Consider the following 18,127-nt stretch of genomic DNA (forward strand, 5'->3'; position numbering starts at 1 on the left):
TGGCGCACCAATAAATGGCGACCCCATGCGGCTCGCCCAGATTCTTGGCAACCTGTTGGGTAATGCGGCCAAGTACACGCCGGTCGGTGGCTCGGTCAGCCTTTTGGCTACTGCCGAAAGGGACATGGTGGAGATCAGCATTCGCGATAACGGCATCGGGATCACAGCACGAGCGCTACCGTTCATCTTCGAGCCATTCGTACAGGATGTGAATGCGGTTGGTTTCAACGGCGCAGGGCTGGGCATCGGTCTGACGGTAGTGCGCGAGTTGGTCGAAGCACACGGCGGCACGGTGACCGGCAGGAGTGAGGGAAGCGGTAAAGGAAGTGAGCTGGTCGTGAGACTCCCGTTAGTGAAACGTTGAAACATCGCCGGGACGCGGGCAGCTGTCGTCCATCTGCCGAGGTTGTTTTCCATCAGGTAACAATCGGAACCTTCGCGAAGGTGCGGCGGCAATCCAAACAGTCCGATTCTCCATGTCGACGGAACGACTGACGAGTGCGCTTCACTTGCCAATATCGGCCCTTGCTCGATCAAGTGAATGCGCCACACCCCATCGTCAGAAACGCCACCTCGCTGCCGGGACTTACTGGTCGCGCTTGCGCTTGTTGCCCATGCGTACGCCGATATCCATCAAGAACTGAAAGAACCCTTCCTGGTCTTCGAGGACGCTGCTCCAGAACGGCGAATGGTAGAGCGCTACAGCCCCATGTACCAAGGCCCAGGCTGCGCAATAGTGGAAATAAGGCGGCACGTCCTCCAGCTTTCCTTCGGCGATGCGCCCTTTGATCAGCTGGGTCAGATGCTCGAAGTTGGAGGCACGGATACGGTGCAGCTCCTCGACCATTTCCGGTACCTGATTGCCCTTGACCACCTTTTCCTCGAGACGGTCGAACAACCGATAGCGCTGGGGATCGCCCATGCGAAACTCGAAGTAGGCACGAGACAGCGCTTCTTTGTCCTGATCGAGACTCGGTGAATGCAGCAGCTCGTTCAGATCCCGCTCGTAGTCGAGCATCAGCCGCAGGTAGATTTCGGCCTTTGATTTGAAGTGCTTGTAGATGGTGCCTTTACCGATCCCGACCTTGTCGGCGATCATCTCGACGGTGACGCTGTCTTCTCCCTGTTCGAGGAACAACTGGAGCGCCGCGTCGAGAATCTCTTGTTCGCGACGGCGAAATTCGCGGACCTTGCGGGATTCGTTTTGCATGAGTGGCTGCAGTGTGAAAAATCGAAGCAGATGATTATGCCTGTTTAGTCAGAAAATGCACGGAAGATTGCTATGAGTACATTAAATGACGAATTTCCCCAAATCGACGGCTTGCGGTACCTGAATCACGCGGCCGTCTCGCCCTGGCCTCGCCGTGCGAGCGATGCGGTAATCAGGTTTGCCCAACAGAACATCACGATTGGCGCGCGCGACTACCCGCAGTGGCTGGCGGTCGAAACCCGCCTGCGAAATCGCCTGGCCAGATTGCTGAACGCACCCACACCAGCAGACATAGCGCTGGTCAAGAACACCTCCGAAGCACTGTCGTATGTAGCCTTCGGACTGGAGTGGAAGCCCGGTGACCAGGTCGTCATCAGCGACGAGGAATTTCCCTCCAACCGTGTAGTGTGGGAGGCGTTGCGGCCGCAAGGGGTTGAGGTCATCCAGGTCAGCCTCAAGGGTGAAGATCCCGAAGGCGACCTGCTCGCGGCCTGCGGGCCGAACGTTCGCTTGCTGGCGATCAGCGCCGTGCAGTATGCGAGCGGCCTGCGGCTCGCCCTGCCACGACTCGGTGAAGGCTGCGAACAACGTGGCGTACTGCTGTGCATCGATGCAATCCAACAGCTGGGCGCGCTGCCATTCGATGCTCAGCAATGCCGGTGTGCATTCGCCATGGCCGACGGACACAAATGGCTGCTGGGCCCAGAGGGCCTGGGTGTGTTCTATTGCCGCAGCGACTTGCGCGATCAGCTCAAGCTTCACGAGTACGGCTGGCATATGCTCGAGCACGCCGGCGATTATGACCGCAGCGATTGGCAGCCGGCATCCAGCGCGCAGCGCTTCGAGTGCGGCAGCCCGAACCTGCTCGGCGCCATGGCATTGGAAGCCAGCCTGTCCTTGCTGGAAGAAGTGGGAATGATCGCGGTGGCACAGGCACTGGCCGAACGCATCGACCATCTCCAGCGAGAGCTATCGGCCATGCCGGGAGTAGAAGTGCTGAGCCCAACCGATCCAGCTCGGCGAGCCGGTATCCTCACGTTCCGGATCGATGGGATCGACAACCCGACGCTGTTTCAACGCCTCAAGGAGGAGCAGGTCGTCTGTGCGCTTCGTGGTGGAGGGATCAGATTCTCACCGCATTTCTACACGCGGCCGGCGGTCATCGAGCAGAGCCTGGCAGTGGTTCGCGGGCTGCTCGCGAAGTGAGCGATCAGCCTGGTCGTGACTATTCCAAATCCGTTTAAAAATCGCCGCAATCGCCCAGCAGGGTTAAGGATCCGGACCAATACTTCCATCACTGGCCGCGCAATCCCCCCACTGCTCGGCCAGCTGAGGGAGCGAGGAACGTGACCTCATACTCCTAATGGTCTTGACCCGGCCCCTCGCGACGCCGGGTTTTTTTGTCCGCTCTGGCGATACGAATCAGCGTATCAACCATGCGCGGCACGCCGGTTCGAAAGCCGCAACCGGAAGCACAGCCAGATAAACAGCGCCCAAAATGGTATCGCGATGATCGAGGTTCGCAGACCGGGCATCGACAGCATGATGGCGGCAATCAATGCCACGAATGCCAGGCAAAGATAATTACTGAATGGATACCAGAAAGCCTTGAACGAAGGCTCGACGCCCTGCGCCTTCATTGCCTTGCGAAATCGCAAGTGGGCGAGACTGATCATCGCCCAGTTGATCAGCAGCGCCGCAACCACCAGCGACATGAGCAATTCGAGGGCAGTTTGCGGCAGCAGGTAGTTCACCAGCACGCAGAGCATGGTGACCAGGGCCGAAAGAGCGATCGCCAGCACCGGCACCCCGCGGCGATTCACCCTCATCAATACCTTCGGCGCATCGCCCTGCTCCGCCAGGCCGTAGAGCATGCGACTGTTGCAGTACACGCCGCTGTTGTACACCGAGAGGGCCGCCGTCAGCACCACGAAGTTAAGGATGTGCGCCGCCGTGTCACTGCCGATCAGTGAAAAGATCTGCACGAAAGGGCTGCCGCTGTAGGGGTCACCGGCCGAACCCAGCGTTTCCAGCAGGCTGTCCCAAGGATAGAGCGCCAGCAGAACGCTCAGCGCGCCGATGTAGAAGATCAGAATCCGATAAACGACCTGGTTGATGGCTTTGGGAATGACTGTCTTCGGGTCGGATGCTTCAGCTGCGGTGATCCCCACCAGTTCCAGGCCGCCGAATGAAAACATGATGATCGCCAAGGCCATGACCATCCCGCTGATACCGTTGGGGAAGAATCCGCCGTGGCTCCAGAGGTTGCTGAAACCAGCCTGTTCACCACCGGCACCGCTCAGCAAGAGATACAGGCCGAGCGCAATCATGCCGACAATGGCTCCGACCTTGATGATCGCGAACCAGAACTCGGTCTCGCCGAAGGTCTTGACGTTGACCAGGTTGATCAGATTGATCAGCACAAAAAACACCGCAGCGGTGGCCCAGGTCGGCACCTCCGGCCACCAAAACTGGACGTACTTACCGACTGCGGTCAGTTCGGCCATCCCCACCAGGACATACAACACCCAGTAGTTCCAACCGGAGAGAAAGCCCGCATAAGGCGCCCAGTATTTGTGCGCGAAGTGACTGAAGGATCCCGCGACCGGCTCCTCGACGATCATCTCGCCGAGCTGGCGCATGATCAAAAAGGCGATCATCCCACCGATGGCATAGCCGAGGATCATCGACGGCCCGGCGCTGCGCAGCACGCCGGCTGAGCCAAGGAAGAGCCCCGTTCCAATAGCCCCGCCGAGCGCGATCAGCTGAATGTGCCGGTTTTTCAGGCCGCGCTGAAGCGGCCCGGTGTGCAGCGTATCGCCGGACATGGCGTCACCTGGTTTGGTCTGTGACGAAGAAATGGCGGGACTGACGGAAGGCTATGCTTGAGCGCCAACCCACACCTCGTATCCGCATGCCAGTAACCGGCATGTGCATGAAGCGGCGCGGATTGTACACGGCATGTGCGGAGAAGTCCCAAGCACACCGCCTTGCACGCACTCGCGCTTTTCAGTTCCTGACGCGCGCCAAGGGAAACAGTCGCTTGAAGTTGCTCGTGGTCTGCGCCGCCAGCACCTCGAAACCGACCCCGCGCAGATCGGCGAGATACTCGGCAACCTCGCGCACATACTGCGGCAGGTTCGGTTTGCCGCGGTAGGGAATCGGGGCCAGGTAAGGCGAATCCGTCTCCACCAGCAGGCGATCCGCAGGAACACGGCGAGCGACATCCCGCAGGGCATCGGCGTTGCGAAATGTCACGATGCCGGACAGCGAAATATAGAACCCGAGATCCAGGGCGGACTTGGCCATGTCCCAGTCTTCGGTGAAGCAATGCAGTACGCCGGCCTGGGGCAACGAGGCTTCGCGAAGCAGCGCCAGCGTGTCGGCACGAGCCGCACGGGTATGAACAATGACCGGCTTGCCGCAGATCCGTGCGGCATCGAGATGCATGCGGAAGGATTGCTGCTGCAGCTCGGCGGCTTCAGGCTCGTAGTGATAGTCAAGCCCGGTTTCGCCGATTGCCACCACACCGGGCGCATCCAGTTCCTTCAGCAACCAGTCCAGCGCAGGTTCGGCACCGGGTTCGAGGTCCAGCGGGTGCACCCCCACCGAACAATCGACGTCGTCATAGCGCTGCGCAAGCGCTTTGACCGCAGCCGTGTTCTCAGCGCTGACACCGATACAAAGGAAATGCCCAACGCCACGCTGACGCGCAGCATGCAGAGCGGCATCGAGGGAGTTGTCGTGCAAGGTAAGATCGAGACGATCGAGGTGACAGTGGGAATCGACCAGCATCAGACACGCCATTCATCGAGTTACGTATGGGCCGTGCATTATAGGGGAAAAATGGCTGGAGGCTGGAGGCCAGGCGTAGGCGCCAGGTCTGTGTCATATTCGCTCGATTGCGCCTGCTGGATAGACAACGAGCGACCCGATCTACTCTTGCTTTCCAGCCTCAGGCGCTTTTATCGTCTTTCCGCTTTACCGCCTACATGGTGTGCGTCGGGCGGTCTGATTTCATCGCGCCGGCCAGGTAGGTTTCAATCTTGTTGCGAGCAGTCGAGTCGCCTTCATTGAACTGCACGCCGACGCCTGCGGCCCGGTTGCCTTGGGCGCCCTTGGGCGTGATCCACACCACCTTGCCGGCGACAGGGATCTTTTCCGGCTCGTCCATCAGGCTCAGCAGCATGAACACCTCGTCGCCAAGCTTGTAACTCTTGTTGGTCGGGATGAACAATCCGCCATGCTTGATGAACGGCATGTACGCCGCATAGAGCACCGACTTGTCCTTGATGGTCAGAGACAGAATGCCGTTACGCGGACCAAGGTTTGCAGGCAGGCTCATGCGCTATTCATTCCTAACAACAGTTCGATGGATTCTAGCTTGGCCCGGGCAAGCTTGCCCACTGCACCAGAAGCGCTTCGAGAAGCAAGACACGATTAAGATTGGCTTTAGCCAGCACCTTCTGTCGATGGGCAAGCAACCAATCTTGCAGCACCAGCAGCCGGTCGGGTGACGACTTCTCCGCCAGGTATTGAATCACCTTCTGCATATCGGCGGCGCCAAGCCCTTCTTCATCGCCAGTCATTTGAAAGCGCAATATCAGATGCGCCCATTCGCAAAACCAATCGAACAACAGGATCAGCGAATGTGAATTCCAGGCCTCAGCCAGCTGACTGGGAGACTGCTGCCGCTTGAGCAGTTTCTTTACCCCGTCGACGACTTGCGCCCGCATGTCGAGTACGCCCGCACCCTGCAGCTTGAGCGCGGCCAATGGCGAATTGGCAGACAACGCAAGCAGCTCCTCACGCTGCGCGGGCGACATGTCTGGAAGTTTTGCCGCCAGCCAATCAAGGCTCTGCTGGCGCCCGGGCAAGGGGCAGCCTTGTTGCACGCAGCGACTCTTGACCGTCGCTAGCAACCGGCTGGGCTGATGACTGACCAGCAACAGAACGGTATCGCCAGCCGGCTCCTCGAGACTCTTGAGCAACGCGTTGGCAGCGTTCAGATTCATCGCCTCGGCCGGTTCGATCAGCACGACTTTGCGCCCGCCCAATTGAGCGGTCTGGGTAACGAACCCGACCAGTTGCCGAACCTGGTCGACCCGGATGGCCTTGTCGACCTCCTCGGGCTCCAGAATGTAATGGTCTGGGTGAGTATGAGCGGCGAGTAACAGACAGCCTTTGCAGCTGCCGCAAGCGCGGTGCGCCGCCGGTCGCTGACAGAGCAACAGCGCCATCAACTGTTCGGCTAACGCACGCTTGCCGATGCCCGCCGGACCGTGCAGCAAATACGCATGAGCATGCTGTTGATGACCGGCCAGCAGCTGCCAGAGATCAACCTGCCATGGAAGAATGCCGTCAGCCAAGCGCACGCTCCAACACCTCAGGCAGAAGCCTGTCCAGACTCTGTTGCACGGCGGCTAGCGACTGGCCTGCATCGACCACACGATAGCGCTGCCGGTCCTGCTGCGCACGATTGAGATAGGCACTGCGCACGGCCTCGAAGAATTCGAGCCCTTCCTGCTCGAACCGATCAAGGCGTCCCCGTGCAGCGGCGCGGCTCAGGCCGATTTCTACTGGCAAATCGAAGATCAGCGTCAGATCCGGACGCATCTCACCCTGAACAAAGCATTCAAGCTGCTCGATACGCGGGGTGGGGAGACCGCGGCCACCGCCCTGATACGCGTAGGTGGCATCGGTAAACCGGTCGCACAGCACTACAGCGCCTCGCGCGAGCGCGGGCCGAATGACCTGAGCAAGATGCTGTGCGCGTGCCGCGAACACCAACAACAGCTCCGTATCGCTGTTCATGGGCTCGTCTGCAGGCGCCAACAGCAGTTCACGAATGCGCTCAGCCAAAGGGGTGCCGCCAGGTTCGCGCGTCAGTACGAGGTCCAGGCCGTGCTCACGCAAGCGCTGCGCGAGGTACTCCCGGTTGGTGCTCTTGCCCGCACCTTCGGGTCCTTCCAATGTAATGAAGAGTCCTGTCACTGGGCATTCTCGATCGGCGCCGGGGCTTGCCGGGGCGGTGGACTGGAACGATAGTCTGCTCGACGCTTGAGTTGATATTCACGCACCGCGCGATTGTGTTCGCTCAACGAATCACTGAACACGTGGCTGCCATCCCCCCGCGCGACGAAGTAGAGGCTTTTTCCTTCGACCGGGTGCAGAGCAGCGTGAATCGCTTCCCGGCCAACCATCGCGATCGGCGTCGGTGGCAACCCGTTGGTGGTATAGGTGTTGTAGGGGGTCGGCCTGAGCAGATCGCTGCGGGTGATCCGACCCCTGTATTGTTCGCCCATACCATAGATCACCGTCGGGTCTGTCTGTAGCAACATGCCTTGCTCCAGCCGGCGAACGAAAACGCCAGCGATCTCGCCGCGCTCTGACGGAACCCCGGTTTCCTTTTCGATGATTGAAGCCATGATCAGCGCCTCATACGCGTTCTGATAGGGCAACCCTTCGCTACGCCGTTGCCATTCCTCGGCCAGCACCGTCTCCAGTCGTGAATAAGCGCGCTGGAGCAGGTCGAGATCGGTGACACCGCGGGTGAAGCTGTAGGTGTCAGGGAAAAAGCGTCCCTCGGGGTGCGAGCCGGCCTGACCGAGACGCGTCATGACCTCGTCATCCGACTGACCAACAATCGTCTGCTGTACCGTAGGCAGCGCCTCCAGCGCGGCGCGCACCTGGCGAAAATTCCATCCTTCGACGATGGTCAGGGTATGTTGCACAACCTCGCCACGCTGCCAGAGCCCGATCATGTCGCGGGCAGTCATCTCTGGCCGCAGTTGATATTCGCCGCTGTGCAAGGTGTGTCCTGAGAGCTTCAGCCGCCAGTGCAGCCGCAACCAGAACGAATCGCTCAATACCCCGTCTCGCTCCAGCCGTTGCAACAAGCCACTGGGGGTATTCCCAGGCTGAACCTCAAGCGTTTGCGCGGCGCCAAGCTGCAGCGGCTGCCCCAAGGCGGAGTGAAGCTTCCAATAGACCAGGCCGAGCGCCAGCGCAGCGAGCAGCAAGGCGCCAAGGAGCACAAAAGACAGTTTTCGAATCACGTATTGCTCGACAGATCAGCCACCAGGCGTTGCAGTTTACGTGTCACAGGCCCCACCGGCCATACGCTGGCATCCAATTGGCGCACAGGCCAAATGCCATACAGGCTGTTACAAACGAAGACCTCGTCAGCGCGATATAGCTGCCCTAGCGAAAGATCGCCGACCTGGGTCGGCACGCCGGCAGTCCGCGCGCGCTCCAGCACTTCTTCGCGCATGACCCCTGCGACCCCGCAGCGCTCCAGGGACGGCGTCATCAACCTGCCCGATTCGACGATGAACAGGTTGCTGAAAACGCCTTCAATGACCCGCCCGGAGGTGTCGCGCATCAAACCTTCGGCGTAACCAGGATCCTGCCACTCGGCACGGGCCAGCACTTGCTCCAGCCGATTGAGGTGCTTCAGGCCAGCCAGAATCGGCTGCTCGGCAAGACGGGTCGTACAGGGGTACAGGCGAACGCCGTGTTCGGCATGTGCTTTCGGGTAGTCTGGAAGGGGGGATCCGGTAAGGACCGTTCGAGGCATACAGGGGATGGGCGGAGCATAGCCTCTCTTGCCCTCCCCTCGACTGACGATGAGCTTAGCGACACCCGCTCCAAGCTCGGCACTGAAAGCGATGAGTTGGCTACCTACGCCATTGATGTCGCAGGGGATCGCCAGACGCTGGCAGCCAAGTTCCAGCCGCTGCAAATGCCGATCGAGCAGTTCGGGCCGTCCGGCCACCACCTTGATCGTTTCAAACAGGCCGTCGCCGTAAGCAAGCGCTCGATCATGAATGGGCAGCCCTTCAGCCGGCCGCCCATCCACCCAGCTCAACGTCACTCGGCGAACCGGCGGAACACCAGCGACCCGTTGGTGCCACCAAAACCAAAGGAGTTGGATACAGCGACATTGATTGTCCGCGGCTTAGCCTCATGCGGGACGAAATCGAGGTCGCATCCGTCGCCGGGTTCATCAAGGTTGATCGTCGGCGGCGCCACTTGGTCGCGTATGGCAAGCACGCTGAAGATCGCCTCGACAGCGCCTGCCGCACCAAGCAGATGACCGACCATCGATTTGGTCGAACTGACCGACAGGTCGTAAGCGTGATCACCGAATACGGTTCTGATCGCAGCGGCTTCCGCCTTGTCGCCGGCCGGCGTCGAGGTGCCATGGGCGTTGATGTAGTCGACCTGTCCGGCATCGATCCGCGCGTCCAGGATCGCGTTACGGATGCAGCGCGTGGCACCTGCGCCATTATCGGGCGGTGAGGTCATGTGGAACGCATCTGCGCTCATGCCGAAACCAATCAGCTCGGCATAGATCCTCGCCCCGCGGGCCTTGGCATGTTCGAGCTCCTCCAAGACCAACGCGCCCGCGCCATCGGACAACACAAAGCCATCCCGGTCCTTGTCCCACGGGCGGCTGGCTGAAGCGGGATCATCGTTGCGGGTGGACAACGCACGAGCGGCGGCGAACCCACCTATTCCAAGCCCGCTGGCCGCCATTTCCGACCCGCCAGCGACCATCACGTCAGCCTCGCCATAGGCGATGTTGCGCGCAGCCATACCGATGCAATGGGTACCCGTCGTGCAGGCCGTAGCAATGGCGTAGTTGGGGCCTTGCAGACCTAGATGGATCGATAGAAAACCCGAAACCATGTTGATGATCGAGCCCGGCACGAAAAATGGCGATATACGGCGCGGCCCCTGCTCGATCAATGCCTTGCAGCTGTTTTCAATATTGGTCAGGCCACCAATGCCCGAGCCCATGACGACGCCGATACGCTCGCGATTGGCATCGGTGATTTCCAGCCCGGAATCACGTACTGCCTGGAAACTGGCGGCCAGTCCGTACTGGATGAAAAGGTCGAGTTTGCGAGCCTCTTTGGCGGGCAGGTATTGCTCGACATCGAAATTCTTGACTGATCCGCCAAAGCGAGTGGAATAGGCGGAAAGGTCCATATGCTCTATGAGGCCGATACCACTGCGACCGGCGAGAATCCCCTGCCAGCTGCTTGGCACATCGTTACCCAGCGGTGAGAGCATGCCCATACCGGTAATTACGACGCGTCTACGCGACACAGCAATTCTCCTTGCATTCATTCGGCTCGACCTGTTCCGCCAGCATCTGTAACGGAACGAGAGCCGCCTTCACAGATGTCGGCCACGGGCACGACCAGCTGCATTCAACTGACTCAAACAAAAGCCGCACTGCCCTTTCGAGGCAGTGCGGCTTACTGGTTCGAAGCAGGACTACGACTTACTGCGCGTGCGCGTTGATGTAATCGATAGCTTCTTGAACAGTGGTGATCTTCTCGGCTTGCTCGTCCGGGATTTCGGTCTCGAATTCCTCTTCCAGAGCCATCACCAGCTCAACGGTGTCAAGGGAGTCGGCACCCAAGTCTTCGACGAAGGAAGCGCTGTTGGTGACTTCCTCTTCTTTGACGCCAAGTTGCTCGGCAACGATTTTCTTGACGCGTTCTTCGATGGTGCTCATACCTTGTTTTCACTCCTATGGAAAAATCAGGCAGCTGGTCTGCGCGGTAGTGTATAGAAAGCGTTTTCCGCATTTCAAGCTGAAAGCGGGCAAGCATGAACCTGCATTCAACCATCTGTCTATAAACAAACCACAATTTTATAATGAAACCAATCAGCCATTATGGCTGCATACACATGCGTTGGACATCACATTAGCTCATATACATACCACCATTCACTGGAACAGTGGCCCCAGTGACATAGGCGGCGCCGTCAGAAGCTAGAAAGGCGACGACCTTGGCAATTTCTTCCGCCTGACCGAGGCGACCCAGCGGGATCTGCCCCAGCAATGCGTCACGCTGAGCTTTCGACAGCTCGCGCGTCATATCTGTGTCAATGAAGCCCGGAGCCACGGCATTGACCGTGATACCGCGCGAACCGACTTCACGTGCCAATGCACGACTGAAACCTTCGAGCCCGGCTTTGGCGGCGGCGTAGTTTACCTGCCCGGCGTTACCCATGGCACCCACCACGGAACCGATACTGATAATTCTTCCCCAACGGGCTTTCGTCATGCCCCGCAGAACACCCTTGGTCAAACGATAAAGGCTGCTGAGATTGGTATTGATCACCTCGTGCCATTCGTCGTCTTTCATCCGCAACATCAGGTTGTCCCGCGTGATGCCGGCGTTATTGACCAGAATAGCCGGCTGGCCGAGGTGCTGCTGAATATGCTCCAGGGTGATGGCAACTGATTCATCACTGGTGACGTCCAACACCAGCCCAGCACCTTCGATGCCGTTCTCCTTGAGCGTCTCGGCAATGCGCTCCGCCCCTGACGATGAGGTCGCCGTGCCGATCACGATGGCGCCTTGACGTCCAAGCTCAAGCGCAATGGCTTGACCAATACCACGACTGGCGCCTGTGACCAGCGCGACCTTGCCTTGCAGATTCATACCTATCTCCTTGTTCAGAGCACTGCGCCACGGGTGGCCGCAAAACCTTCTGGGGTGTCCAGATTGTAGGTGCTGACGCCTTTGACGCAGCGCTTATTGAGACCGGAAAGCACCTTGCCCGGACCGCACTCGACCAGACCGGTCACACCGTGTTCGCTTAACACAACAACAGTCTCGACCCAGCGAACCGGACTATAGAGCTGAGCCAGCAGATTGCGTCTAAGCGAGTCGAGATCCGAAACGATTGCTGCACTGACATTTTGCACCAATGGGATCTCGGGGGCCTGCCAGGCGGCGCCGGTCACGGCCGCGGCAAACCGCTCGGCTGCAGGGCGCATCAGGTCGCAATGAGAAGGCACGCTGACCGGCAGCGGCATCGCGCGCTTGGCACCCTTGGATTTACACACATCGATGGCTCGCTCGACCGCCGCAGCGTTGCCGGCAATCACGACCTGGCCTGGCGCGTTGAAGTTGACCGCACTGACGACCTCACCCTGCGCCGCCTCGCCACACGCCGCCAAAACCTCGGCATCCTCCAGACCCAAAATCGCGGCCATGCCACCGGTGCCGGCCGGAACAGCCTGCTGCATCAGCTGACCCCGCAGCTCGACCAGTTTCACCGCATCGGCAAACGGAAGGCTACCTGCTGCAACCAGCGCCGAGTACTCGCCCAGACTGTGACCCGCGACGAAGGCCGGCTTCGCACCGCCCTCAGCCAGCCACAAACGCCACAATGCAATCGAAGCGGTCAGAATGGCCGGCTGAGTCTTGTCGGTCTGATTCAGTCGATCCTCGGGACCTTGCTGACAAAGTGCCCACAGATCATAACCCAACACAGACGAGGCTTCGGCAAAGGTATCGATGATCAGCGATTGCCGGGCGCCATGCTCGGCCAGCATGCCCAGGGCCTGGGAGCCCTGGCCTGGAAAGACGAATGCAAGTGATGCGGACATGAAAACAGCTCTCTTGTGGTTGTTCGTCAGAAAAGAATGCGCACCAGGGCGCAACGACTTGTTCAGTTGGATGCCGATCCACCGGGTGCAGTCACATCACCCGGGTCGCTTGTGGACCGATCAGTCACAAGCAAGTACTCGAGACGGCTGCGCAATTGCGCCGGAAGATTTCGCTCCACATCCTGTGCTGCACGGCGGATAGCCGACCGAAACCCCTCGCCCCCTGCGCTACCATGGCTCTTCACGACAATACCCTGGAGCCCAAGGAAGCTGGCACCGTTGTACCGGGCCGGGCGCAGGTCCGCCCGCAACTGACGCAGCAAGGGCAGAGCCAGCGCACCGACCAGGCGTGAAATCAATGAGCGACGGAAAAGCAGCTCGACACGCAGGGCTACCATATGCGCCAAACCTTCGCTGGACTTGAGCAGAATGTTGCCAACGAAACCATCACAGACCGCTACGTCAGTCTCGCCGCGGAACAGCCCGTCACCCTCGATGAAGCCTTGATAGTTGATACCGCTAGCCTGCTGCAAAAGCCCGGCCGCTGCCTTGACCTGCTGATTGCCCTTGATTGCTTCGGTACCGATATTCAGCAACGAGACGCGCGGCTGCTCGATACCAAGGCTTTGCGCTGCAACCGACCCCATGACAGCGAATTGATAGAGCTGCTCGGCCGTGCAATCCACGTTCGCGCCGAGGTCAAGCAACAGGCATGATCCCTCAAGCGTAGGAAGCGCAGTCACCATCGCCGGGCGATCCACCCCAGGCAGGGTTTTCAATACCTGCCGAGCAAGCGCCATCAGCGCACCAGTATTGCCGCCACTGACGCACGCCTGAGCCTGCCCATCACGCACCATTTCCAGGGCGATGCGCATGGACGAGCAGGGCTTGGCACGCAACGCCTGCGCTGGACGTTCATCCATGCCGATCACCTCATCGGCATTGACAATCGACAGACGAGCGCGATCCACAGCTGGATGCCGAGCGATAATTTCTTCTAACAGGGAGGACTGGCCAACCAGGGCCAGATGAAGCGAGGGGATTTCAGCCAGACATTGGACACTGGCCGGAACAATGCAGTGGGGACCGAAGTCCCCACCCATTGCATCGATCGCTATGATCGGAGCAGACAAGGTTTACTCGTCAGCGCCCTTGTCGATCACCTTGCGACCACGGTAAAAACCTTCCGGGGAAACGTGGTGACGCAGGTGAACTTCACCGGTGCTCTTTTCCACGGACAGGGCGTTCGGCTCGAGTGCATCGTGCGAACGACGCATGTCACGGGCGGAACGGGATTTTTTGTTCTGCTGAACAGCCATTGGGATCAACTCCTAAACGTTTGGGTCACGCTTCAACTGAGCCAGTACGCTGAACGGGTTGGACCGCGATACCTCGTCCTCATTCGGCTCGGGCTCATCAGGCCCAGCCGGCGGCTGGCAAACTTCTGGGTCATGGAGTGGAACAATCGGAAGAGCGAGCAGAAGCTCCTCTTCAACCAGCGCCAGCAGATCCAGAGGATCCTCTCCCACTTCCAGCACGTCATAACCCTTAGGCAGGTGCTGGCTGCTCGACCCTTCATTCACCACGGCATAGTCGCATTCGCTGTGAATAGGCAGAACAACCGGCTCCAGACAGCGCTGGCAAATCATCGTGACCTCAACATCCAGCGCACTGTGGATGACCACAGTGCGCTGCTCGTCGCGCCCAAAATCAAAACTGGCGCGCACCACACCCTGATCATCCTCAAGAGGATCGACGAGCCGCTTCAGCCCAGACAATTGCAGCTCGCCCTTCAGGGCAGCCGCTCGGTCAGCGAGCTTGCGCGGATCTACGTGCGGAGGTATTGGTCCTTTCAACATAAGCGCGGCATTCTAAGGATGCGCCTGTCGACTGTCAAAGGAATTCAGCCGCACCATAGCGCACGGCCGACCAGCAATCGAACACCCACATAAAGGAAGGAATTCGGCGTGCGCGCAGGCGGCGCGTGCGGCGTCGCGGCGGTCCGCTGGCGCCCGCCATCAGCGCAGCCGCGCCGGCCGGTTCAGGCATGCCGAACGCCAGCGCCGGTACCGCGCCCGGCGACAGAAAGTGACGCATCAGGGTTCCGTCGCGACACCGGCCGAGGTTTCATCTGCGGCCTCGGTGCCCGCCGCCGCGCTGGCTGATCCCCCGCTCAGAAAGCCGCCGGCGCCGGCGATTGCCGCGGCGGTGCGTTGTCACTCTGCGGCGATGCCTGCTCGCCGTTCGTTCGCTGCCGCTGGCCGCGGAGCGCCCACTGATGGCCTTCGTGATGGTGCTGTCGTACTCGCTGAGGATCTTCCTGCGCTTCTTCCTCGATGCGCGCATGGAGGACTTCCTGCGCGGCCACGAGGCGGCATGCACCGCTTGGAATGCGCTGCCGCGGGTGCTGCTGTATGACAACCTGAAGTCGGCGGTGCTGGAACGGCGTGGCGATACGGTCCGCTTCCACCCGACCCTGCTGGCGTTCGCCGGGCACTACCGCTACGAGCCGCGGCCGGTGGCCCGCGGCAGCCGGGCCTTGGTGGGCGACCATGCGCTGTCGCTGTACGTAAAAAGCGGCAAACCTCGCCCTCAGTTGCCGATAGCGCAGAAGCACGCCGCTAACAAATCCTGCCGGGCCGTTGGTCCGCTGCGGTAAAGACCCAACCGGCGCCCCGCATCGGCGGGGCGTCTTTTTACCGGCACTAGCCTGCTGCCGCCAAGCCGTCGAATACTTCCGGGGTCAAAGCCGCCTCACCTTTTTCGTCCAGACGGCGACGGTTCTCGGTTCGACCTGCCCCACCCTCAAGCATCTCCATCAGGCGCACGCCTCGATCGGTCAGTACGAAATTCTCGCCATTGCCGCCTTGCTCCTCCGGACGCGTCACCATGAACCCACCTTCGAACAGCAGGCTCTCGTAGTTTTGCGCCTCAGCCTTCAAGGAATCCATGTTGGGCATTGGCTGGCCGGCCTCTTCCGCCGCCAAGGCATGCTCGTCAGCGTACTGACGTGGCGCGAAACTCTCGTTTCCGGATTTCTGCGCTTCGCGCAGCAGGCGTAGCATCAAGTCCCAGTCGTAGGTCATGTCCGTTCTCCTGTCGCGCCGCTTCGGGGAGGCGGCCATTGCTGTTCGGACCCCATCCGCCGCGGCATGGTTCGATCCGGCGCAACCGCAAAAGGCTGAACTAAAGCGCGCCACTGGCGATCCACCAGACAGGTCGTTAATGAAGGAGCGCGCCATGAAACGCCTGATCATCCCTTTCACCGTCGCCCTGCTGGCCAGCCAGCCAGCGCTCGCCGACCAATGCACCACCGACGAGATCAATGCCAAGGCCAAGGCGCTCGCCGATCGAGTCAACGCCCTTACGGAGAGCAATCCGAAGCGCGCCGCGGAGATCAATGAAGAATTGCGCGATATGGAGGTCAAGCAGACTGCCGAGCAGTTGGGCAGCGAATGCGAAGCCTACGACAAGCGCATCAAGCATGTGGAGCAGGCGGAGAAGCAGGCCGATATCGCACCGGCCGAGAAGCGCTAGGCGTGGGAGCGAACCAGGGCAGCGATGCCGCCCCGGCTGTTGCAGATCACTCTGCGGCGGGCTTTTTTCGCCGTAAAGGCGCGAGACCGTCCTGACTGACGAGCGGTGACGCCGGCGCTTCGCGTCTGGCGTTCTTTGGCCGCTTGGCTACTGGCTTGGCGGCGGCCTTGCCCTTCTTGTCCGCGGCTTTTTTCTTGTCGTCCTTTTTCTTCCTGGTGCCGGCGGCCTTGCCCGAGGCCTTTAGATTCTTCGGCCCCATGTAGCTGCCTTTCAGACCCTTGACGACGCGGTGTTCGAAGCGCTGCTTGAGGTAGCGCTCGATGCTCGACATCAGATTCCAGTCGTTGTGGCAGACCAGCGAGATGGCCAAGCCTTCAGCCCCAGCGCGGCCGGTGCGGCCGATCCGGTGTACATATTCATCGCCCGAACGCGGCATGTCGAAGTTGATCACCAGATCCAGACCTTCGATATCGAGCCCACGCGCGGCCACATCGGTGGCCACCAGCACCTTGACCCCACCTTCCTTGACCCGGTCGATGGCCAGTTTGCGGTCCTTCTGATCCTTGTCGCCATGTAGGACGAAGGCCTTCACCCCTTCGGCCACCAACCGGCCATAGAGGCGGTCTGCCTGTACGCGGGTGTTGGTGAAAATCACGGCTTTCTTGTAGGTCTCGTTGGCCAGCAGCCAATGCACCAGCTTTTCTTTGTGCTCGGTGTTTTCGGCCGTGATGATCTGCTGGCGCGTACCTTCGTTGAGCTCGCTGACGCGGTTGAGCTGCAGGTGCAGCGGATCACGCAACACGGCGGCGCTCATTTCCCGCAGCGCGGCGCCCCCGCTGGTAGCCGAGAACAACAGGGTCTGCTGACGCTTGGCGCATTCGCCCACCAGGCGCTGCACATCGTCGGCGAAGCCCATGTCGAGCATGCGGTCGGCTTCGTCAAGGATCAGCAATTCCACATCCTTGAGAATCAGGGTACCGGCGTTGAGATGTTCGATCATGCGGCCTGGTGTGCCGACGAGGATGTCCGGCACCTTGCGCAGAACCGCCGCCTGGACCTTGAAATCCTCGCCGCCGGTGATCATCGCCGACTTGATAAAGGTGAACTGCGAGAAGCGTTCGACTTCCTTGAGCGTCTGCTGGGCCAGCTCACGGGTCGGAAGCAGGATCAGCGCACGCACATCGGTACGCACCACGGCATCGCCGATCAGCCGATTGAGCATCGGCAGCACGAAGGCGGCGGTCTTGCCACTGCCGGTCTGGGCCGTCACCCGCAGATCACGTCCTTCCAGCGCGGGGGGAATAGCCGCCACCTGCACCGGGGTCGGCTCGACGAATTTGAGTTCGGCGACCGCCTTGAGCAGGCGTTCGTGGAGGGCGAATTGGTCAAACAAGGGTGACACCTCAAGCAAGTCGAAAAAAACGTGGCATAGAGTAACCCGACCGACGCGCGCAGAGTCGTCTTTGTTCTGTGCGACGACAGGCTGACCGGCAGCTGGAACCGGACGATCAGGCCGTGAAAAACGCCATTGGCTTCGCTCGCCGTCTGGTTGGCTAGCGCGAGTCAGGCCAACGTCACTGAGGCTCGCAGGTCAGCTTGATGCGCAGGCGGATCACATCACGCTTGAACTTGGCGGTCATGGGCTTGCGTTCCCCTGGCTCGAGCGTGACCCGTCGGGTGCGCGGCATTTCCGGCCCGTTGCGAAACGAGGCGGTACACTCCACCGGACGGTCCCCAAGGTTCTGCAGTACCAGGCCAGCCATGTCGCGGTCGATAGTCTCGGTGCTTGCCAGCACCTCGGCGCCGTTGAGCTCCTGCTCGAGGTCCACGGGGTAGCTGACGGCAAGCGCACTCAGTGGGAATATGACGAGCGCAGCGAAGCAGAGTCTTTTCATTTTTTATGGGGCTCCTCGAATAGGCGACCGCCAGCGTACCAGACCGACGCAACCGGAAAACAA

General features: G+C 60.3%; 23 protein-coding genes. 4 read left to right on the plus strand and 19 right to left on the minus strand.

Features of this window, described 5'->3' with window-relative positions:
* Positions 1–364, plus strand: a 364-nt coding sequence (locus tag NA637_RS05295) for a sensor histidine kinase (RefSeq protein WP_256071290.1), incomplete at its 5' end; no start/stop codon positions are given.
* A gap of 222 nt (positions 365–586) precedes the next feature.
* Here the strand turns inward: NA637_RS05295 and NA637_RS05300 are convergent.
* Positions 587–1,210, minus strand: coding sequence for a TetR/AcrR family transcriptional regulator (locus NA637_RS05300; protein WP_256071291.1), 624 nt, complete (start codon positions 1,208–1,210; stop codon positions 587–589).
* A gap of 72 nt (positions 1,211–1,282) precedes the next feature.
* Between NA637_RS05300 and NA637_RS05305 the strand changes: the two genes are divergently transcribed.
* Complete coding sequence (locus NA637_RS05305) at positions 1,283–2,416, plus strand: aminotransferase class V-fold PLP-dependent enzyme (protein ID WP_256071292.1); 1,134 nt, start codon at positions 1,283–1,285, stop codon at positions 2,414–2,416.
* A gap of 224 nt (positions 2,417–2,640) precedes the next feature.
* Here the strand turns inward: NA637_RS05305 and NA637_RS05310 are convergent, their stop codons facing one another.
* The 15 genes from NA637_RS05310 to NA637_RS05380 all read right to left on the minus strand — a co-directional run bounded on the left by NA637_RS05310 (position 2,641) and on the right by NA637_RS05380 (position 14,729).
* Positions 2,641–4,038: an amino acid permease gene (locus tag NA637_RS05310; protein WP_256071293.1), complete on the minus strand. Its 1,398-nt coding sequence runs from the start codon at positions 4,036–4,038 to the stop codon at positions 2,641–2,643.
* A 181-nt stretch (positions 4,039–4,219) separates the two neighbouring features.
* The gene (locus NA637_RS05315) at positions 4,220–5,005 is read right to left on the minus strand and encodes a TatD family hydrolase (RefSeq protein ID WP_256071294.1); all 786 of its coding nucleotides are present in this window, start codon (positions 5,003–5,005) and stop codon (positions 4,220–4,222) included.
* Between the two features lie 193 nt (positions 5,006–5,198).
* Positions 5,199–5,555, minus strand: a complete 357-nt coding sequence (locus NA637_RS05320) for a PilZ domain-containing protein (protein WP_025241024.1) — start codon at positions 5,553–5,555, stop codon at positions 5,199–5,201.
* Positions 5,556–5,589: 34 nt separating this feature from the next.
* Entirely contained in the window at positions 5,590–6,579 is a 990-nt protein-coding gene (locus NA637_RS05325) for a DNA polymerase III subunit delta' (protein WP_256071295.1), read from the minus strand.
* On the minus strand, positions 6,572–7,204 hold the full coding sequence (tmk, locus tag NA637_RS05330; protein WP_256071296.1) for a dTMP kinase: 633 nt from the start codon (positions 7,202–7,204) through the stop codon (positions 6,572–6,574). Before tmk ends, NA637_RS05325 begins: the two co-directional genes overlap by 8 nt.
* A complete protein-coding gene (gene mltG / locus NA637_RS05335) occupies positions 7,201–8,268 on the minus strand; it encodes an endolytic transglycosylase MltG (protein WP_256071297.1) in 1,068 nt (355 codons plus the stop codon). The genes tmk and mltG overlap by 4 nt, the downstream gene beginning before the upstream one ends.
* Complete coding sequence (pabC, locus tag NA637_RS05340) at positions 8,265–9,080, minus strand: aminodeoxychorismate lyase (RefSeq protein ID WP_256071358.1); 816 nt, start codon at positions 9,078–9,080, stop codon at positions 8,265–8,267. Before pabC ends, mltG begins: the two co-directional genes overlap by 4 nt.
* Before the next feature lie 2 nt (positions 9,081–9,082).
* Entirely contained in the window at positions 9,083–10,327 is a 1,245-nt protein-coding gene (gene fabF, locus NA637_RS05345; protein ID WP_256071298.1) for a beta-ketoacyl-ACP synthase II, read from the minus strand.
* A 178-nt stretch (positions 10,328–10,505) separates the two neighbouring features.
* Positions 10,506–10,742 carry an acyl carrier protein gene (acpP, locus tag NA637_RS05350; protein ID WP_003283670.1) on the minus strand — a complete coding sequence of 79 codons (237 nt, stop codon included), beginning with the start codon at positions 10,740–10,742 and terminating at the stop codon, positions 10,506–10,508.
* Positions 10,743–10,935: 193 nt separating this feature from the next.
* Positions 10,936–11,679, minus strand: coding sequence for a 3-oxoacyl-ACP reductase FabG (gene fabG, locus NA637_RS05355; protein WP_256071299.1), 744 nt, complete (start codon positions 11,677–11,679; stop codon positions 10,936–10,938).
* Positions 11,680–11,693: 14 nt separating this feature from the next.
* Positions 11,694–12,632, minus strand: coding sequence for an ACP S-malonyltransferase (gene fabD / locus NA637_RS05360; protein ID WP_256071300.1), 939 nt, complete (start codon positions 12,630–12,632; stop codon positions 11,694–11,696).
* A gap of 62 nt (positions 12,633–12,694) precedes the next feature.
* The gene (gene plsX / locus NA637_RS05365) at positions 12,695–13,765 is read right to left on the minus strand and encodes a phosphate acyltransferase PlsX (protein WP_256071301.1); all 1,071 of its coding nucleotides are present in this window, start codon (positions 13,763–13,765) and stop codon (positions 12,695–12,697) included.
* A gap of 3 nt (positions 13,766–13,768) precedes the next feature.
* Positions 13,769–13,951, minus strand: coding sequence for a 50S ribosomal protein L32 (gene rpmF / locus NA637_RS05370; protein ID WP_019342480.1), 183 nt, complete (start codon positions 13,949–13,951; stop codon positions 13,769–13,771).
* 12 nt (positions 13,952–13,963) lie between these two features.
* A complete protein-coding gene (locus NA637_RS05375; RefSeq protein WP_256071302.1) occupies positions 13,964–14,491 on the minus strand; it encodes a YceD family protein in 528 nt (175 codons plus the stop codon).
* Positions 14,492–14,525: 34 nt separating this feature from the next.
* Positions 14,526–14,729, minus strand: a complete 204-nt coding sequence (locus NA637_RS05380) for a hypothetical protein (RefSeq protein ID WP_256071303.1) — start codon at positions 14,727–14,729, stop codon at positions 14,526–14,528.
* A gap of 181 nt (positions 14,730–14,910) precedes the next feature.
* Between NA637_RS05380 and NA637_RS05385 the strand changes: the two genes are divergently transcribed.
* On the plus strand, positions 14,911–15,291 hold the full coding sequence (locus tag NA637_RS05385; RefSeq protein ID WP_256071363.1) for a hypothetical protein: 381 nt from the start codon (positions 14,911–14,913) through the stop codon (positions 15,289–15,291).
* A gap of 46 nt (positions 15,292–15,337) precedes the next feature.
* Here the strand turns inward: NA637_RS05385 and NA637_RS05390 are convergent, their stop codons facing one another.
* A complete protein-coding gene (locus NA637_RS05390; RefSeq protein WP_256071304.1) occupies positions 15,338–15,718 on the minus strand; it encodes a transcriptional regulator in 381 nt (126 codons plus the stop codon).
* 154 nt (positions 15,719–15,872) lie between these two features.
* Between NA637_RS05390 and NA637_RS05395 the strand changes: the two genes are divergently transcribed.
* A complete protein-coding gene (locus tag NA637_RS05395) occupies positions 15,873–16,169 on the plus strand; it encodes a hypothetical protein (protein WP_256071305.1) in 297 nt (98 codons plus the stop codon).
* Positions 16,170–16,215: 46 nt separating this feature from the next.
* On the opposite strand, the gene NA637_RS05400 is transcribed toward NA637_RS05395, so the two are convergent.
* Both NA637_RS05400 and NA637_RS05405 read right to left on the minus strand, forming a co-directional pair.
* Positions 16,216–17,562: a DEAD/DEAH box helicase gene (locus NA637_RS05400; protein WP_256071306.1), complete on the minus strand. Its 1,347-nt coding sequence runs from the start codon at positions 17,560–17,562 to the stop codon at positions 16,216–16,218.
* A gap of 181 nt (positions 17,563–17,743) precedes the next feature.
* On the minus strand, positions 17,744–18,064 hold the full coding sequence (locus tag NA637_RS05405; protein ID WP_256071307.1) for a 3-phosphoglycerate kinase: 321 nt from the start codon (positions 18,062–18,064) through the stop codon (positions 17,744–17,746).
* Between the last annotated feature and the right edge of the window lie 63 nt (positions 18,065–18,127).

Source organism: Stutzerimonas stutzeri (assembly GCF_024448935.1).
GTDB lineage: Bacteria > Pseudomonadota > Gammaproteobacteria > Pseudomonadales > Pseudomonadaceae > Stutzerimonas > Stutzerimonas stutzeri_AO.

Excerpts from the sequence above, each read along its gene's own strand:
- NA637_RS05300 (WP_256071291.1), bottom strand. The coding sequence starts at position 1,210 with ATGCAAAACGAATCCCGCAAGGTCCGCGAATTTCGCCGTCGCGAACAA.
- NA637_RS05305 (WP_256071292.1), top strand. The coding sequence starts at position 1,283 with ATGAGTACATTAAATGACGAATTTCCCCAAATCGACGGCTTGCGGTAC.
- NA637_RS05310 (WP_256071293.1), bottom strand. The coding sequence starts at position 4,038 with ATGTCCGGCGATACGCTGCACACCGGGCCGCTTCAGCGCGGCCTGAAA.
- NA637_RS05315 (WP_256071294.1), bottom strand. The coding sequence starts at position 5,005 with ATGCTGGTCGATTCCCACTGTCACCTCGATCGTCTCGATCTTACCTTG.
- NA637_RS05320 (WP_025241024.1), bottom strand. The coding sequence starts at position 5,555 with ATGAGCCTGCCTGCAAACCTTGGTCCGCGTAACGGCATTCTGTCTCTG.
- acpP (WP_003283670.1), bottom strand. The coding sequence starts at position 10,742 with ATGAGCACCATCGAAGAACGCGTCAAGAAAATCGTTGCCGAGCAACTT.
- fabG (WP_256071299.1), bottom strand. The coding sequence starts at position 11,679 with ATGAATCTGCAAGGCAAGGTCGCGCTGGTCACAGGCGCCAGTCGTGGT.
- fabD (WP_256071300.1), bottom strand. The coding sequence starts at position 12,632 with ATGTCCGCATCACTTGCATTCGTCTTTCCAGGCCAGGGCTCCCAGGCC.
- rpmF (WP_019342480.1), bottom strand. The coding sequence starts at position 13,951 with ATGGCTGTTCAGCAGAACAAAAAATCCCGTTCCGCCCGTGACATGCGT.
- NA637_RS05375 (WP_256071302.1), bottom strand. The coding sequence starts at position 14,491 with ATGTTGAAAGGACCAATACCTCCGCACGTAGATCCGCGCAAGCTCGCT.
- NA637_RS05380 (WP_256071303.1), bottom strand. The coding sequence starts at position 14,729 with ATGCGTCACTTTCTGTCGCCGGGCGCGGTACCGGCGCTGGCGTTCGGC.
- NA637_RS05385 (WP_256071363.1), top strand. The coding sequence starts at position 14,911 with ATGGCCTTCGTGATGGTGCTGTCGTACTCGCTGAGGATCTTCCTGCGC.
- NA637_RS05390 (WP_256071304.1), bottom strand. The coding sequence starts at position 15,718 with ATGACCTACGACTGGGACTTGATGCTACGCCTGCTGCGCGAAGCGCAG.
- NA637_RS05395 (WP_256071305.1), top strand. The coding sequence starts at position 15,873 with ATGAAACGCCTGATCATCCCTTTCACCGTCGCCCTGCTGGCCAGCCAG.
- NA637_RS05405 (WP_256071307.1), bottom strand. The coding sequence starts at position 18,064 with ATGAAAAGACTCTGCTTCGCTGCGCTCGTCATATTCCCACTGAGTGCG.